Genomic DNA, 15960 nt, shown 5'->3' with positions numbered 1-15960 from the left:
TTCCCTGCGCCGGTATGTGCAGTACATCCGGCAATCTTGTTTACGTCTTCGCATTTTTTTTCGTTTTTCATTTCTATACTGATTTTTCGTATTCCGTTTTATTACAGGGCAGGGTGTTATGAGCAGCAACACATTTACTCTCGGTACAAAATCCGTTAATCGTCTTGGTTACGGTGCAATGCAACTGGCTGGGCCTGGCGTTTTCGGCCCTCCGAAAGATCGCCACGTTGCTATAACCGTGCTGCGTGAGGCACTGGCATCGGGTGTCAATCACATTGACACCAGCGACTTTTATGGTCCGCATGTCACCAATCAGATTATCCGTGAAGCGCTTTATCCTTACTCTGACGACCTGACAATTGTCACTAAAATTGGCGCGCGGCGTGGTGAGGATGCTTCCTGGTTGCCCGCTTTTTCTCCGGCAGAGCTGCAAAAAGCGGTGCACGATAATCTACGTAATCTCGGCCTGGACGTACTGGATGTGGTTAACCTGCGCGTTATGTTTGGCGATGGTCATGGCCCAGCGGAAGGATCGATTGAAGCCAGCCTGACCGTGCTGGCGGAGATGCAACAACAAGGGCTGGTAAAACATATTGGTCTGAGTAACGTCACACCGACGCAGGTTGCAGAGGCGCGTAAGATTGCCGAAATCGTCTGTGTACAGAACGAATACAACATCGCGCACCGTGCTGATGACGCAATGATTGATGCTTTGGCCCGCGATGGCATTGCATACGTACCGTTCTTTCCGCTCGGTGGTTTCACGCCGCTGCAATCCTCCACGCTTTCGGATGTGGCAGCAAGCCTTAATGCGACACCGATGCAGGTGGCGCTGGCATGGCTGTTACAGCGTTCACCGAATATTTTGCTTATCCCAGGGACGTCTTCCGTCATGCATTTACGGGAGAATATGGCTGCTGAAAAATTGCATCTTTCTGAGGAAGTGTTGTCTACGTTGGATAGTATTTAACAAACAACAGGGGGGAACATTCCGGTTCCCTTTTTTACAGCATGGAGTGCATATGTTTAAAACAAGGATTGATAATGACGCTCTATCAGGTTAAACCGCTTTTCCAGTCGTTGTTAAGACCGGTAATGTTTTGGCTTCATAAGCGTCATGTCACAGCAAATCATATTACTCTTGCTGCACTGGCACTTTCTCTTCTTACCGGATTGCTGTTAACGCTACTGCCACAGCCGATGTTGTTTCTGCTACTGCCCGTCGTTTTGTTTGTCCGTATGGCGCTTAACGCGCTGGATGGCATGTTGGCGCGTGAGTGCAATCAGCAAACACGTCTGGGGGCGATTTTGAATGAAACTGGCGATGTTATTTCCGATATTGCGCTCTATTTACCGTTTTTATTTTTACCGGAAAGTAACGCATCACTCGTAATACTCATGTTATTTTGCACCATATTGACTGAGTTTTGCGGTTTACTCGCGCAGACGATTAACGGTATTCGCAGTTATGCCGGTCCATTCGGCAAAAGCGATCGTGCGTTAATATTTGGTCTGTGGGGGCTAGCCGTTGCCATTTATCCACAGTGGATGCAATGGAATAATCTTTTATGGAGCATTGCTTCAATTCTGCTTCTCTGGACTGCGATTAATCGTTGTCGGAGTGTGCTTTTTATGAGTGCTGAAAGATAATGCTGGAAAAATCTCTGGCAACACTTTTCGCGTTGTTAATCTTAGCAACGCTGATAAACCGTTTTCTGGTATGGCGGTTACCGGAGAGAAAAGGGGGTGAAGTTACATTACGTATTCGTACTTGGTGGGGCATCGTCATTTGTTTTACACTGGTGATTTCAGGTCCACGCTGGATAACGTTGACGTTTTTTGCGCTGATAAGTTTTCTGGCATTGAAAGAATATTGTACGCTTATATCCGTAAATTTTCCGCGTTGGTTATATTGGGTTATTCCTCTTAACTATTTGCTTATCGGTTTTAATTGCTTTGAACTGTTTCTGTTATTTATACCTTTGGCTGGGTTTCTGATATTAGCCACCTGGCGAGTTTTAGTAGGTGATATCTCCGGTTTTCTGCATACCGTGAGCGCCATTTTTTGGGGCTGGATAATGACCGTTTTCGCCTTGAGTCATGCCGCCTGGTTATTAATGTTGCCAACCACAAATATCCAGGGCGGGGCGTTACTGGTGTTATTTCTTTTGGCATTAACCGAGTCAAACGATATTGCACAGTATTTATGGGGGAAATCCTGCGGCAGAAGAAAAGTGGTCCCCAAAGTCAGCCCGGGAAAAACACTGGAAGGTCTGATGGGCGGCGTAATCACCACCATGATTGCGTCACTGATTATCGGACCGTTACTGACACCGCTAAATACATTACAGGCATTATTAGCGGGTTTGTTAATTGGTATTAGTGGTTTTTGCGGCGATGTAGTGATGTCAGCCGTCAAACGAGATGTGGGTGTTAAAGATAGCGGAAAACTATTACCAGGACATGGCGGACTCCTTGACAGGATTGACTCATTAATTTTCACCGCTCCGGTATTTTTTTATTTTATTCGCTACTGCTGTTACTGAAGGAAAATAGAGAAAATGGAAAATTCACGCATCCCTGGGGAACATTTTTTTACCACCAGTGATAATACAGCGTTGTTTTATCGGCACTGGCCCACTTTACAGCCAGGGGTGAAAAAGGTCATCGTCTTATTTCATCGCGGTCATGAACATTCTGGTCGTCTACAACATATCGTTGATGAACTGGCGATGCCAGATACTGCTTTTTATGCGTGGGATGCCCGAGGGCATGGACAAACTTCGGGGCCGCGTGGTTATAGCCCATCTCTAGCGCGTTCAGTGCAGGATGTCGATGAATTTGTCCGTTTTGCTGCCAGCGACAGCCAAGTCGGACTGGAAGAAGTGGTTGTGATCGCGCAAAGCGTCGGCGCAGTGATGGTTGCTACATGGGTTCATGATTATGCGCCTGCTATTCGCGGGCTGGTGCTGGCTTCTCCGGCCTTTAAGGTTAAATTGTATGTGCCGCTGGCACGTCCTGCGCTGGCGTTATGGCATCGTCTGCGTGGTCTGTTTTTTATTAATTCCTATGTGAAAGGACACTATTTGACCCACGATCGGCAACGGGTAGCGAGTTTCAATAACGATCCGCTGATCACACGGGCGATTGCCGTCAATATCTTGCTCGATCTCTATAAAACGTCTGACCGTATTGTCAACGATGCGGCGGCGATTACGCTCCCCACGCAACTTCTGATATCAGGCGATGACTATGTTGTGCATCGTCAACCACAGATCGACTTTTATCTGCGTTTACGTAGTCCACTGAAAGAGCTGCATCTGCTGCCAGGCTTTTATCACGATACGCTGGGCGAAGAGAACAGGGGGCAGGCGTTTGAGAAGATAAGCCGTTTTATTAGACGCTTGTACGCAAATGAGCCACAGACGTTTGATTATCAACATGAGGACCGTACAGGACCATCGGCGGATCGCTGGCGACTGCTTTCTGGTGGCCCTGTGCCGCTATCTGCTGCTGACCTGCAATACCGTGTGATGCGTAAAGCAATGAACGTGTTGGGTGAGCAGTCTGTTGGCGTACAGCTTGGAATGAGCACTGGCTTTGATTCAGGCAGTTCACTGGATTATGTCTATCAAAATCGACCGCAAGGCAGTAACGCATTCGGGCGCTTAATCGACAAAATCTACCTGAACAGCGTCGGCTGGCGCGGTATTCGCCAGCGCAAAACACATTTACAGATGCTGATTAAACAAGCCGTTGCCGATCTCCACGCCAAAGGTTTACCCGTCCGTGTGGTTGACATTGCCGCAGGGCATGGGCGCTATGTACTGGATGCACTGGAGAACGAGCCTGCCGTAACCGATATTTTGTTACGTGATTACAGTGAGTTAAATGTTGCACAAGGGCAAGAAATGATTGCTCAACGGGGAATGGCGGGACGCGTGCGTTTTGAACAGGGCGATGCGTTTAACCCGGCAGAACTCAGCGCGTTAACTCCCCGGCCTACGCTGGCGATTGTTTCTGGCCTGTATGAGCTTTTTCCCGAAAATGCGCAGGTGAAAAACTCACTCGCCGGTCTTGCTAGTGCCATCGAACCTGGCGGCATTCTTATCTATACCGGACAGCCGTGGCACCCACAACTGGAGCTGATTGCCGGGGTGTTAACCAGTCATAAAGACGGTAAACCGTGGGTTATGCGCGTGCGTTCGCAAGGGGAAATGGATTCGCTCGTGCGTGATGTCGGATTTGATAAATGTACACAACGGATTGATGAATGGGGGATTTTTACGGTTTCGATGGCGGTGCGTCGTGACCACTGAACACCGGAGCGTATTGATCCAGGGAGCCTTCTGGTTATTGTTGCTGGCCCCGCTTTTCTTCTTCACCTATGGATCTCTTAATCAGTTCACCGCGTTTCGGGACCTTAACAGCCATGATATCGGCAGTCAGGTGTTCGGTTGGGAAACGGCGATCCCTTTTCTACCCTGGACTATCGTTCCTTACTGGAGTCTGGATCTTTTGTATGGATTATCGCTGTTCGTTTGTAGCACGACATTCGAACAGCGCCGACTGGTCCACCGGCTTATTCTGGCAACGGTAATGGCCTGCTGCGGTTTTTTGCTCTATCCGCTGAAGTTTAGTTTTATCCGTCCTGAAGTGAGTGGGGTGACAGGATGGCTATTTTCGCAACTTGAACTGTTTGATCTGCCTTATAACCAGTCTCCTTCGCTGCATATTATTCTCTGCTGGCTACTCTGGCGTCACTTTCGTCAGCATCTTTCTGTGAGGTGGCGTAAAGTCTGTTGCGGATGGTTTTTACTCATCGCCATTTCTACGCTGACGACATGGCAGCATCATTTTATTGATGTCATCACAGGGCTGGCGGTAGGTATGTTGATTGACTGGATGATACCCGTCGACCATCGTTGGAATTACCAGATACCTGATCAAAGTCGAATCAAAATGGCACAGCCATATGTCGTAGGTGCGTGCGCGTGCATTGTATTGATGACACTCATGACGATGATGGAGTTACGGTGGTCACTCTGGTTATGTTGGCCAGTATTATCGCTACTCATTATTGGCCGTGGGTACGGTGGGCTTGGCGCGATAACAACAGGGAAAGATAGTCAGGGGAAACTCCCGCCCGCTGTTTACTGGCTCACATTGCCCTGGCGCATCGGGATGTGGCTGTCTATGCGTTGGTTTTGTCTTCGCCTGGAGTCGGTGAGCAAAATTACTACTGGTGTTTATTTAGGGGCGTTTCCACGACATATTCCGGCACAGAATGCGGTTCTGGATGTCACCTTTGAATTCCCTCGTGGACGAGCGACAAAAGATCGACTCTATTTCTGTGTGCCGATGCTGGATCTGGTGGTTCCGGAAGAGGGGGAGCTTCGGCAGGCCGTGGCGATGCTGGAAACATTACGCGAAGAGCAAGGCAGCGTTCTGGTCCATTGCGCATTGGGATTATCGCGCAGTGCTCTGGTGGTGGCGGCATGGTTGTTATGTTACGGACACTGTAAAACCGTTGATGAAGCGATTAGCTATATTCGAGCCAGACGCTCGCAGATTGTGCTGAAGGAAGAGCACAAAGCGATGCTGAGATTGTGGGAAAACAGGTAAGTGGATTGAGATGTGGACTGAATATCTACAGTCCACATCAAGATCGTGTCCGGTTATGCAGCAACAATGCTGTCAATGGCTGCTTTCGCGTCAGACTGTGCTTTTGCTGCCATTTCCGGACCGTAGGCAATCCCTTCGGCGAAAACAAATTTCACATCAGTAATGCCGATAAAGCCCAGGAACGTGGACAGATACGGCGTCACCAGGTCAGTTGGTCCATCTTTATGGATACCGCCGCGGCTGGTAATAACAACGGCTTTTTTACCCGTTACCAGACCTTCCGGACCGTTCTCGGTATAGCGGAAAGTAACGCCTGCACGTGCAACCAGGTCAAAATAGTTTTTCAACTGAGTCGAGATGTTGAAGTTGTACATCGGTGCCGCAATAACGATAACGTCGTGGGCTTTCAACTCGGCAATTAGCTCATCGGAAAGCGCTAAAGCCTCCTGCTGACGCGGAGTCAGCGGCGCATCGCTCGGACGCAGAGCGCCAACCAGTTTACCATCCAGGACCGGAATCGGATTTGCAGCCAGGTCGCGAACGGTGATTTCATCAGCGGAGTGCTTTTCGCGCCATTGTTCAACGAAATAATCGGACAACTGATTAGACTGAGAGTACCCTGCCAGGATGCTGGATTTAAGAACTAATACCTTGCTCATGGTGTTTCCTTATAGATGTTTGAATGGGCGATGCCCCGTTGCTTGTTGACACTTTATTCACAATCCTGCCACAGAGATAGCGCAATAAATCGAAGCCTATGTTCGAATTTATTGAACAACGCATAGAAAGCTACGATGTGGTACTCTATATCTATCATTTAAAAGAAAATTAATCAGGCAGCCTACTGCCCACTAACGTTATGACAGAACAACAAAAATTGACCTTTAACGCCTTACAGCAACGGCTGGATTCGCTGATGCTGCGTGACAGACTGCGTTTTTCTCGCCGTCTGCACGGTGTGAAGAAGGTTAAAAATCCTGATGCACAACAGGCCATTTTCCAGGAGATGGCGAAAGAAATTGACCAGGCGGCAGGGAAAGTCCTGCTGCGTGAAGCGGCACGACCGGAAATTACTTACCCGGACAATTTGCCGGTTAGTCAGAAAAAACAGGACATTCTCGAAGCAATTCGTGATCACCAGGTGGTGATCGTCGCCGGGGAAACGGGTTCTGGTAAAACGACTCAGCTACCGAAAATCTGTATGGAGCTGGGGCGCGGGATTAAAGGGCTGATCGGCCATACCCAGCCGCGTCGCCTGGCGGCAAGAACGGTGGCGAACCGTATTGCGGAAGAGCTGAAAACGGAGCTGGGCGGTTGCATCGGTTACAAAGTGCGTTTCAGCGATCACGTAAGTGATAACACGATGGTCAAGCTGATGACCGACGGTATCTTGCTGGCGGAAATCCAGCAAGATCGCCTGTTGATGCAGTACGACACCATCATCATCGACGAAGCGCACGAACGTAGCCTGAACATTGATTTTCTGCTCGGCTATTTGAAAGAGTTGCTGCCGCGGCGTCCTGACCTAAAAATCATTATCACTTCCGCGACTATCGACCCGGAACGCTTTTCGCGCCACTTTAATAATGCGCCGATTATCGAAGTTTCCGGTCGCACTTATCCGGTAGAAGTGCGCTATCGCCCGATTGTTGAAGAGGCCGATGACACCGAACGCGACCAGTTGCAGGCGATTTTTGATGCCGTAGACGAACTGAGTCAGGAAAGCCCCGGCGACATTCTGATCTTTATGAGTGGTGAGCGGGAAATTCGCGATACCGCCGATGCGCTGAACAAGTTGAACTTACGCCATACGGAAATCTTGCCGCTTTATGCGCGGCTTTCGAACAGCGAACAAAATAGGGTGTTCCAGTCGCACAGCGGACGGCGCATTGTGCTGGCGACCAACGTTGCAGAAACCTCGCTGACCGTACCGGGTATTAAGTACGTTATCGACCCAGGTACGGCGCGTATCAGCCGCTACAGCTATCGTACCAAAGTGCAGCGTTTGCCGATTGAGCCCATTTCCCAGGCGTCTGCCAACCAGCGTAAAGGCCGCTGTGGTCGTGTGTCAGAAGGGATCTGTATTCGTCTCTATTCGGAAGACGATTTCCTCTCGCGCCCGGAGTTTACCGACCCGGAAATTCTGCGTACTAACCTGGCATCGGTTATTTTGCAGATGACCGCGCTGGGGCTGGGCGATATCGCTGCGTTCCCGTTTGTCGAAGCGCCAGATAAACGCAATATTCAGGATGGTGTGCGTCTGCTCGAAGAGCTGGGCGCGATCACCACTGATGAACAGGCCAGCGCCTATAAACTAACGCCGCTCGGTCGCCAGCTCTCGCAGCTGCCGGTCGACCCACGTCTGGCGCGTATGGTGCTGGAAGCGCAGAAACATGGCTGCGTGCGTGAGGCGATGATTATCACGTCTGCGCTCTCCATTCAGGATCCGCGCGAACGACCAATGGATAAACAGCAGGCATCGGACGAAAAACATCGTCGCTTCCACGACAAAGAATCCGATTTCCTCGCGTTTGTAAATCTGTGGAATTATCTTGGCGAGCAGCAAAAGGCGCTTTCTTCAAACGCCTTCCGTCGTCTGTGTCGTACCGATTATCTCAACTATCTGCGCGTGCGCGAATGGCAGGATATCTATACCCAGTTGCGCCAGGTAGTTAAAGAACTCGGCATTCCGGTGAACAGCGAACCGGCGCAGTATCGTGAAATTCACATTGCGTTGCTGACTGGTTTGCTTTCCCATATTGGTATGAAAGATGCCGATAAACAGGAATATACCGGCGCACGTAACGCGCGTTTTTCCATCTTCCCCGGTTCCGGTTTATTCAAAAAGCCGCCGAAATGGGTGATGGTGGCGGAACTGGTAGAAACCAGCCGCCTGTGGGGGCGCATTGCGGCACGCATCGATCCGGAATGGGTGGAACCCGTTGCTCAGCATTTGATTAAACGCACCTACAGCGAACCGCACTGGGAACGGGCGCAGGGCGCGGTGATGGCAACAGAAAAAGTCACCGTTTATGGTTTGCCGATTGTTGCCGCGCGTAAGGTCAACTACAGCCAGATCGATCCGGCGTTATGTCGTGAACTCTTTATTCGCCACGCGCTGGTGGAAGGTGACTGGCAGACGCGTCACGCATTCTTCCGTGAAAACCTGAAACTGCGGGCTGAAGTGGAAGAACTGGAACACAAATCACGTCGCCGCGATATTCTGGTCGATGACGAAACGTTGTTTGAGTTCTACGACCAGCGCATCAGCCACGATGTGATCTCTGCACGCCACTTCGACAGCTGGTGGAAAAAAGTCAGCCGCGAAACGCCTGATTTGCTCAACTTTGAAAAGAGCATGTTGATCAAAGAAGGGGCAGAAAAAATCAGCAAGCTGGATTACCCGAACTTCTGGCATCAGGGCAATCTCAAACTGCGTTTGAGCTATCAGTTTGAGCCCGGCGCAGATGCTGACGGTGTGACCGTACATATTCCGCTGCCGTTACTTAACCAGGTTGAGGAGAGTGGGTTTGAGTGGCAGATCCCCGGCCTGCGCCGCGAACTGGTGATTGCTCTGATTAAATCGTTGCCGAAACCGGTACGCCGTAATTTTGTGCCCGCGCCAAACTATGCCGAAGCGTTTTTAGGCCGCGTCACACCGCTGGAGTTACCGTTGCTCGACAGCCTTGAGCGCGAGCTACGGCGGATGACCGGCGTTACCGTTGACCGCGAAGACTGGCACTGGGATCAGGTGCCTGATCACCTGAAAATCACCTTCCGCGTGGTGGATGACAAAAACAAGAAGCTAAAAGAAGGACGCTCGCTACAAGATCTGAAAGATGCCCTGAAAGGCAAAGTGCAGGAAACGCTGTCTGCGGTGGCGGATGACGGTATTGAGCAGAGCGGTCTGCATATCTGGAGTTTTGGTCAATTGCCGGAAAGCTACGAACAGAAGCGTGGCAACTACAAAGTGAAAGCGTGGCCGGCGCTGGTGGATGAGCGCGACAGTGTGGCGATCAAACTGTTTGATAACCCGCTGGAGCAAAAGCAGGCAATGTGGAACGGTCTTCGCCGTCTACTGCTGCTGAATATTCCATCGCCGATCAAGTATTTGCATGAGAAGTTACCAAACAAAGCTAAGCTGGGGCTGTACTTTAACCCGTATGGTAAAGTGCTGGAGCTGATTGACGACTGTATTTCCTGCGGTGTGGATCAACTGATCGACGCCAATGGTGGACCGGTCTGGACGGAAGAAGGCTTTGCTGCACTGCATGAAAAAGTCCGCGCTGAACTGAACGACACGGTGGTGGATATTGCGAAGCAGGTCGAGCAAATCCTCACTGCAGTGTTCAATATCAACAAACGCCTGAAAGGTCGGGTGGATATGACGATGGCGCTGGGATTGTCGGATATCAAAGCGCAGATGGGCGGGCTGGTTTATCGCGGTTTTGTTACTGGTAACGGCTTCAAACGGCTGGGCGACACGCTGCGATATTTGCAGGCGATTGAAAAACGACTGGAAAAACTGGCGATTGATCCACATCGCGACCGTGTGCAGATGCTGAAAGTCGAAAACGTCCAGCAGGCGTGGCAGCAATGGATCAACAAACTGCCGCCCGCACGTCGTGAGGATGAAGACGTGAAAGAGATCCGCTGGATGATAGAAGAGCTGCGCGTTAGTTACTTCGCTCAACAGTTGGGGACACCTTATCCGATTTCAGATAAGCGTATTTTGCAGGCGATGGAGCAGATTAGCGGTTAACCCTGCTATTTGCCTGATAAATCTAAAACCCGGTAAGCATTTAGCGCCGGGTTTTTTATTAATTCTAAAAACGGTAAAGGCAAAAATTGGGGAATTCAGAAAAATACAATTCTCTGCTGCAAGATGAATAATGTTTATCTACAGTTTTTCCGTAAAAGATATGTCAGGCTTGCGGAGAGGTGGTTAAGGAAATACGGCTTCCTCCTTTCAGAGTGCTCCGCTTCTCATTATTATCTCACGCAGTATTCTTAAGGGAACGATAAGGAGGGACCATGAATATTAACCCGTTTCCGACACTTTCAGCGTCAACCATTGATGCTATAAACGTTATCGGTCGATGGCTGGCGCAGGATGATTTCTCCGGTGAAGCTCCGTATCAGGCCGATTGCGTGATACTTGCAGGCAATGCTGTCATTCCCACTATCAATGCCGCTTGTAAGATTGCAAGAGATCAGCAAATTCCTTTACTGATTAGTGGTGGTATAGGTCACTCGACAACTTTTTTGTATAGCACCATCGCACAGCATCCGCACTACAACACTATCCGCACCACAGGCAGGGCAGAAGCTACCATCCTTGCGGATATCGCCCATCAGTTTTGGCATATTCCGCAGGAAAAAATCTGGATTGAAGATCAGTCAACTAACTGTGGAGAAAATGCCCGTTTCAGTATCGCATTATTGAATCAGTTAGCAGAGCGAGTCCATACCACGATTGTCGTCCAGGATCCCACTATGCAACGCCGAACCATGGCGACGTTCCGTCGTATTACCGGAGATAATCCTGATGCGCCTCGCTGGCTAAGTTATCCGGGATTTGTACCACAGTTGGGAAATGATGCAGGCAGCGTGACGTTTGCTAATCCGCTGACAGGACTATGGCCAGTTGAGCGATATTTGTCCCTACTTACTGGCGAGCTGCCACGCTTGCGCGATGACAGCGATGGCTATGGACCGCGCGGACGCGATTTTATCGTTCACGTCGATTTTCCGTCAGAAGTTACGCAGGCATGGCAGCTATTACAGCATGACGCTGTGCTTATTGAGGCAATGGAGAGTCGCTCACTGCGCTAATAATTGCCCGTTTGTGAACAAATGATTGCAAACGGGTAATAATCTGATCTTTTTCTTCCTCTCTTTATTCCCGTCGTATCTCTTTTTATGAAGCCTTTCACAAAATTGCACATCCACGATGCCTTCTCTGCTGTGATTGATGTTAATTAACATGTGAGTTACAAAACATAAACATATCAATCGCAGGAGTAGCCCATGTCTGTACCCGTTCAACATCCTATGTATATCGATGGACAGTTTATCACCTGGCGCGGCGACGCATGGATTGATGTGGTTAACCCCGCAACAGAGGCAGTGATTTCCCGCATTCCTGATGGCCAGGCTGAAGATGCTCGCAAAGCAATCGATGCGGCAGAGCGAGCGCAGCCAGAATGGGAAGCATTACCCGCGATTGAACGAGCGAACTGGTTACGGAAAATCTCTGCGGGGATCCGCGAACGCGCCAGTGAAATTAGCTCATTGATCGTCGAGGAAGGTGGCAAAATTCAACAGCTGGCCGAAGTCGAAGTCGCTTTTACTGCTGACTATATCGATTACATGGCGGAATGGGCTCGTCGCTACGAGGGCGAGATTATTCAAAGTGATCGTCCTGGGGAAAACATCCTGCTGTTTAAACGTGCGTTGGGCGTAACGACCGGTATCCTACCGTGGAACTTCCCGTTTTTCCTGATCGCTCGCAAAATGGCGCCAGCTCTTCTCACAGGCAATACCATCGTCATCAAACCGAGCGAATTTACGCCAAACAATGCGATCGCATTTGCTAAAATCGTCGACGAAATTGGCCTACCACGCGGCGTGTTTAACCTTGTGTTAGGACGCGGTGAAACGGTAGGTCAGGAGTTGGCAGGTAATCCAAAAGTCGCTATGGTCAGCATGACAGGCAGCGTCGCTGCCGGAGAAAAAATCATGGCGACCGCGGCGAAAAATATCACCAAAGTGTGTCTGGAGCTGGGGGGCAAAGCCCCTGCTATCGTGATGGATGACGCCGATCTTGAATTGGCCGTCAAAGCCATTGTTGATTCACGCGTGATAAATACCGGGCAGGTGTGTAACTGTGCGGAACGTGTCTATGTGCAGAAAGGTATTTACGATCGCTTTGTTAATCGACTGGGCGAGGCAATGCAGGCGGTTCAATTTGGTAACCCCGCCGAACGTAACGACATTGCGATGGGGCCGCTGATTAACGCTGCGGCTCTGGAAAGGGTGGAACAAAAGGTAGCGCGGGCAGTAGAAGAGGGCGCGAGAATCGCGTTGGGTGGTAAGGCTGTAGAAGGGAAAGGTTATTATTATCCGCCAACGTTGCTTTTGGATGTCCGCCAGGAAATGTCCATTATGCACGAAGAAACCTTTGGGCCAGTGCTGCCGGTAGTTGCTTTTGACACGCTGGAACAGGCTATCTCCATGGCCAACGACAGCGATTATGGCCTGACGTCATCGATATATACCGAGAATCTTAACGTGGCGATGAAAGCCATCAAAGGACTCAAGTTTGGCGAAACCTACATCAACCGAGAAAACTTCGAAGCTATGCAAGGTTTCCATGCAGGATGGCGTAAGTCGGGTATTGGCGGCGCAGATGGCAAACATGGTTTGCATGAGTATCTACAGACTCAGGTGGTCTATTTGCAGTCGTAAGATATGAAAGAGGCGGAGGTTTTTCCTCCGCCAGTGCTGGTCAGAGTTTGGCGAATTTTTCCAGAGTACGAATGAGTTGAGTGACAAAACCATACTCGTTATCGTACCAGGCGACGGTCTTCACCAGTTGTAAATCGCCCACTGCGGTGATTTCCGTTTGGGTCGCATCAAACACCGAACCAAAATGGCTGCCAATGATATCGGAAGAGACAATCTCTTCGTCGGTATAACCAAATGACTCGTTATTGGTCGTTGCTTTTTTAAGTGCGTTATTCACCTCTTCAGCAGTCACTTTTTTCCCAAGGATAGACACCAGCTCGGTCACTGAACCTGTTTTCACTGGCACGCGTTGCGCATGGCCTTTAAGTTTGCCGCTAAGTTCCGGGATCACCAGACCAATGGCTTTTGCCGCACCGGTAGTATGGGGGATGATATTTTCCGCCGCTGCCCGCGATGCACGTAAATCTTTACCACGCGGACCATCCACCAGAGACTGGGTGCCGGTATAGGCATGAATCGTTGTCATTGTGCCAACGTCTATCCCAAAACTGTCATGCAATGCTTTGGCCATCGGCGCAAGACAGTTGGTTGTGCATGACGCCACAGAAATAATGGTGTCGTTGCCATCCAGAGTGCCATCATTGACGTTATAAACGATGGTTTTCATTTCTCCTGCCGGTGCGGAAATCAACACCTTCTTCGCGCCAGCGTCCAGATGCGCCTGGGATTTTTCTGCGGAAGTATAAAAACCGGTACATTCAATGACAATTTCAGCCCCTTTTACTTTCCAGGGGATATTTTTCGCGTCTTTTTCGGCGTAAACCGCAATACTTTTTCCATCAACAATAAGTGAATCCTCTGTGAAATCGACGCTCCAGGGGAAAGGACCGTAGTTTGAATCGTGCTTTAGTAGGTAGGCGAGAATTTTCGGAGACGTAAGATCATTAATGGCGACAACGTCAATGTTACTTTTAATCTCAAGTAGCCGACGTAATACCAGCCGGCCGATACGACCAAAACCGTTAATGCCAACTTTGCTCATGGTTTTCTCCAGTCAAGAACTTGTGGGTAAAAATTAGTCCTTTCCAGGCTTAGACCAGGATGACAGGATGGGCAATCTACCTTTTTGCCATGAAACGTAACGTACTGAAAACGAGTGAACAATATTTAATGAAATTTTAAGAAAAGCTCGTTATGTTAACGACAAATTGTGTTAAAGCAGGAAATGTTATGGGAATGAGATATTCAAGGTTACAAATTGGCATTCACTGGCTGGTCTTTTTGCTGGTTATTGCAGCCTATTGTGCGATGGAGTTTCGTGGATTTTTCCCGCGTAGCGATCGTCCGGTGATCAACATGATCCACGTTTCATGTGGCATCTCAATTCTCGTGCTGATGGTGGTTCGTTTGTTACTCAGATTGAAATACCCAACGCCGCCCATTGTACCGAAACCCAGGCCCATGATGACGGGACTCGCTCATTTGGGACATTTGGTGATCTATCTCCTGTTTATTGTATTGCCAGTGATTGGTTTGGTGATGATGTATAACCGGGGTAATCCGTGGTTTGCGTTTGGTCTGACAATGCCTTACGCGTCAGAGGCCAATTTTGACCTGGTGGATAGATTAAAGTGGTGGCATGAAACGTTGGCCAATCTGGGATATTACGTTATCGGGCTTCATGCGGCTGCTGCTCTGGCACACCACTATTTATGGAAAGACAACACGCTTTTGCGCATGATGCCGCGTAAGCGCTCCTGAAGGTATTAGAAGAAAGCGCCTGTACTAAACCAGACCCGTGGTACAGGCGAAGAATACGGGCCTACATCGGAAGCGCCTATTATATTTATTTGTATGACAAATAAAACCATAATCCGAGTTTATATGTTCAACGGGTTGATATTTAATCAATATATCTACTGTTAAGATTGAAATTCAATTTCTCCAATCTTTGATCTCCCTAAGTGAAATAAAGACCGCACAGCGTATAACTTTTATACCGAACATAAGATTCGGCAAGCCATGGAGGTTGTATGAAAAAGTTGCTCTTTATTTTACTGATGGGATTACTGATGTCTTTTTATGTTGATGCCGGGCGCAAACCCTGTTCTGGTGCGAAAGGGGGGATCTCTCACTGTACAGCTGGCGGTAAATTTGTCTGTAATGATGGTTCTATCAGCGCATCGAAAAAAACATGCACTAACTAAAAGGGGCGCCATGAGAAAATGAACTCGTCAACCTGATGCGCGGGGAATTCTCCCCGCGCAGGCCCTTACCTGGACTGACAGGCCATGAGAGCCGCTACCTCCTTATCACCGTCCCGGAATCGCAGTTCGTAGAGCGTTTGTCGGGTCAGGAGGGTGAATGCCAGAATCGTGATACAGATAATGAGCAGACACACCACCAGGGGGTTGCGCTTCATAGCCTTTTCTCCTTGCCGGATGGCAGGTAAGAGGCTAACATCTGAATTGCTAGGTTCATTCGTTGGCCTCGGTTGATAGAAATATCGGTCGGGGCCTTCGTCTTTCTGATTCCCGGTAAGCCTGAAAACAGAAAGTCTCAGGCGCCCGCAAACATCCTATGAAATTATACTTACCATCGAAATAATCACTTCACGAAATTGCGTGACGGCTTCCGGTAAATCGTTATCAGAGAACACTCGCTGCAAGACTCAATGCGAGCGAGCTTCCAGTTGAGGTATGAATAAGGGGCGCCATGAGAAAATGAACTCGTCAATCAGATGCGCGGGGAATGCTCCCCGCGCAGGCCCTTACCTGGACTGACAGGCCATGAGAGCCGCTACCTCCTTATCACCGTCCCGGAATCGCAGTTCGTAGAGCGTTTGTCGGGTCAGGAGGGTGAATG

Annotated in this window: 13 protein-coding genes and 1 pseudogene; 10 read left to right on the top strand and 4 right to left on the bottom strand. The window is 49.4% G+C overall.

The window, feature by feature from the left end; translation table 11 throughout:
* Positions 1-118 precede the first annotated feature (118 nt).
* The 5 genes from pdxI (at position 119) to AACS80_RS22370 (ending at position 5625) form a co-directional block, all read left to right on the top strand.
* A complete protein-coding gene (pdxI, locus tag AACS80_RS22390) occupies positions 119-970 on the top strand; it encodes a pyridoxine 4-dehydrogenase (protein ID WP_135409942.1) in 852 nt (283 codons plus the stop codon).
* 74 nt (positions 971-1044) lie between these two features.
* Positions 1045-1650 carry a CDP-alcohol phosphatidyltransferase family protein gene (locus AACS80_RS22385; protein ID WP_135409943.1) on the top strand — a complete coding sequence of 202 codons (606 nt, stop codon included), beginning with the start codon at positions 1045-1047 and terminating at the stop codon, positions 1648-1650.
* Positions 1650-2546, top strand: coding sequence for a phosphatidate cytidylyltransferase (locus AACS80_RS22380; protein ID WP_138184001.1), 897 nt, complete (start codon positions 1650-1652; stop codon positions 2544-2546). The genes AACS80_RS22385 and AACS80_RS22380 overlap by 1 nt, the downstream gene beginning before the upstream one ends.
* Before the next feature lie 15 nt (positions 2547-2561).
* Entirely contained in the window at positions 2562-4319 is a 1758-nt protein-coding gene (locus tag AACS80_RS22375) for a bifunctional alpha/beta hydrolase/class I SAM-dependent methyltransferase (RefSeq protein WP_138184000.1), read from the top strand.
* A gap of 13 nt (positions 4320-4332) precedes the next feature.
* Positions 4333-5625 carry a phosphatase PAP2/dual specificity phosphatase family protein gene (locus AACS80_RS22370; RefSeq protein WP_240727114.1) on the top strand — a complete coding sequence of 431 codons (1293 nt, stop codon included), beginning with the start codon at positions 4333-4335 and terminating at the stop codon, positions 5623-5625.
* Positions 5626-5678: 53 nt separating this feature from the next.
* Here the strand turns inward: AACS80_RS22370 and azoR are convergent, their stop codons facing one another.
* Positions 5679-6284, bottom strand: coding sequence for an FMN-dependent NADH-azoreductase (gene azoR, locus AACS80_RS22365; protein ID WP_135409946.1), 606 nt, complete (start codon positions 6282-6284; stop codon positions 5679-5681).
* A 200-nt stretch (positions 6285-6484) separates the two neighbouring features.
* On the opposite strand from azoR, the gene hrpA reads away from it, so the two are divergent.
* The 3 genes from hrpA (at position 6485) to aldA (ending at position 13095) form a co-directional block, all read left to right on the top strand.
* Positions 6485-10387: an ATP-dependent RNA helicase HrpA gene (gene hrpA / locus AACS80_RS22360; RefSeq protein WP_138183999.1), complete on the top strand. Its 3903-nt coding sequence runs from the start codon at positions 6485-6487 to the stop codon at positions 10385-10387.
* A gap of 272 nt (positions 10388-10659) precedes the next feature.
* The gene (gene ydcF / locus AACS80_RS22355) at positions 10660-11460 is read left to right on the top strand and encodes a DUF218 domain-containing protein YdcF (protein ID WP_138183998.1); all 801 of its coding nucleotides are present in this window, start codon (positions 10660-10662) and stop codon (positions 11458-11460) included.
* 195 nt (positions 11461-11655) lie between these two features.
* Complete coding sequence (gene aldA / locus AACS80_RS22350) at positions 11656-13095, top strand: aldehyde dehydrogenase (RefSeq protein ID WP_130260864.1); 1440 nt, start codon at positions 11656-11658, stop codon at positions 13093-13095.
* Between the two features lie 40 nt (positions 13096-13135).
* Here aldA and gap read toward each other — a convergent pair whose 3' ends face one another.
* The gene (gap, locus tag AACS80_RS22345) at positions 13136-14137 is read right to left on the bottom strand and encodes a type I glyceraldehyde-3-phosphate dehydrogenase (protein ID WP_135409947.1); all 1002 of its coding nucleotides are present in this window, start codon (positions 14135-14137) and stop codon (positions 13136-13138) included.
* 188 nt (positions 14138-14325) lie between these two features.
* Here gap and cybB point away from each other — a divergent pair, with 188 nt between their 5' ends.
* Positions 14326-14856, top strand: a complete 531-nt coding sequence (gene cybB, locus AACS80_RS22340; protein ID WP_135409948.1) for a cytochrome b561 — start codon at positions 14326-14328, stop codon at positions 14854-14856.
* Between the two features lie 272 nt (positions 14857-15128).
* A complete protein-coding gene (locus AACS80_RS22335) occupies positions 15129-15302 on the top strand; it encodes a hypothetical protein (RefSeq protein ID WP_130210233.1) in 174 nt (57 codons plus the stop codon).
* A gap of 65 nt (positions 15303-15367) precedes the next feature.
* Here AACS80_RS22335 and AACS80_RS22330 read toward each other — a convergent pair whose 3' ends face one another.
* Both AACS80_RS22330 and hokB read right to left on the bottom strand, forming a co-directional pair.
* On the bottom strand, positions 15368-15517 hold the full coding sequence (locus AACS80_RS22330; RefSeq protein ID WP_064527420.1) for a type I toxin-antitoxin system Hok family toxin: 150 nt from the start codon (positions 15515-15517) through the stop codon (positions 15368-15370).
* A gap of 348 nt (positions 15518-15865) precedes the next feature.
* Positions 15866-15960: pseudogene (hokB, locus tag AACS80_RS22325) on the bottom strand (type I toxin-antitoxin system toxin HokB); the annotation flags it as partial.

This window comes from Escherichia sp. E4385 (assembly GCF_963883145.1).
Taxonomy (GTDB): domain Bacteria; phylum Pseudomonadota; class Gammaproteobacteria; order Enterobacterales; family Enterobacteriaceae; genus Escherichia.
The sequence above is the reverse complement of the archived record's forward strand: the minus strand, read 5'-3'. Positions and strand labels throughout refer to the sequence as shown.

Excerpts from the sequence above, each read along its gene's own strand:
- AACS80_RS22380 (WP_138184001.1), top strand. The coding sequence starts at position 1,650 with ATGCTGGAAAAATCTCTGGCAACACTTTTCGCGTTGTTAATCTTAGCA.
- AACS80_RS22330 (WP_064527420.1), bottom strand. The coding sequence starts at position 15,517 with ATGAAGCGCAACCCCCTGGTGGTGTGTCTGCTCATTATCTGTATCACG.
- cybB (WP_135409948.1), top strand. The coding sequence starts at position 14,326 with ATGGGAATGAGATATTCAAGGTTACAAATTGGCATTCACTGGCTGGTC.
- pdxI (WP_135409942.1), top strand. The coding sequence starts at position 119 with ATGAGCAGCAACACATTTACTCTCGGTACAAAATCCGTTAATCGTCTT.
- hrpA (WP_138183999.1), top strand. The coding sequence starts at position 6,485 with ATGACAGAACAACAAAAATTGACCTTTAACGCCTTACAGCAACGGCTG.
- azoR (WP_135409946.1), bottom strand. The coding sequence starts at position 6,284 with ATGAGCAAGGTATTAGTTCTTAAATCCAGCATCCTGGCAGGGTACTCT.
- ydcF (WP_138183998.1), top strand. The coding sequence starts at position 10,660 with ATGAATATTAACCCGTTTCCGACACTTTCAGCGTCAACCATTGATGCT.
- gap (WP_135409947.1), bottom strand. The coding sequence starts at position 14,137 with ATGAGCAAAGTTGGCATTAACGGTTTTGGTCGTATCGGCCGGCTGGTA.
- AACS80_RS22385 (WP_135409943.1), top strand. The coding sequence starts at position 1,045 with ATGACGCTCTATCAGGTTAAACCGCTTTTCCAGTCGTTGTTAAGACCG.
- aldA (WP_130260864.1), top strand. The coding sequence starts at position 11,656 with ATGTCTGTACCCGTTCAACATCCTATGTATATCGATGGACAGTTTATC.
- AACS80_RS22335 (WP_130210233.1), top strand. The coding sequence starts at position 15,129 with ATGAAAAAGTTGCTCTTTATTTTACTGATGGGATTACTGATGTCTTTT.
- AACS80_RS22375 (WP_138184000.1), top strand. The coding sequence starts at position 2,562 with ATGGAAAATTCACGCATCCCTGGGGAACATTTTTTTACCACCAGTGAT.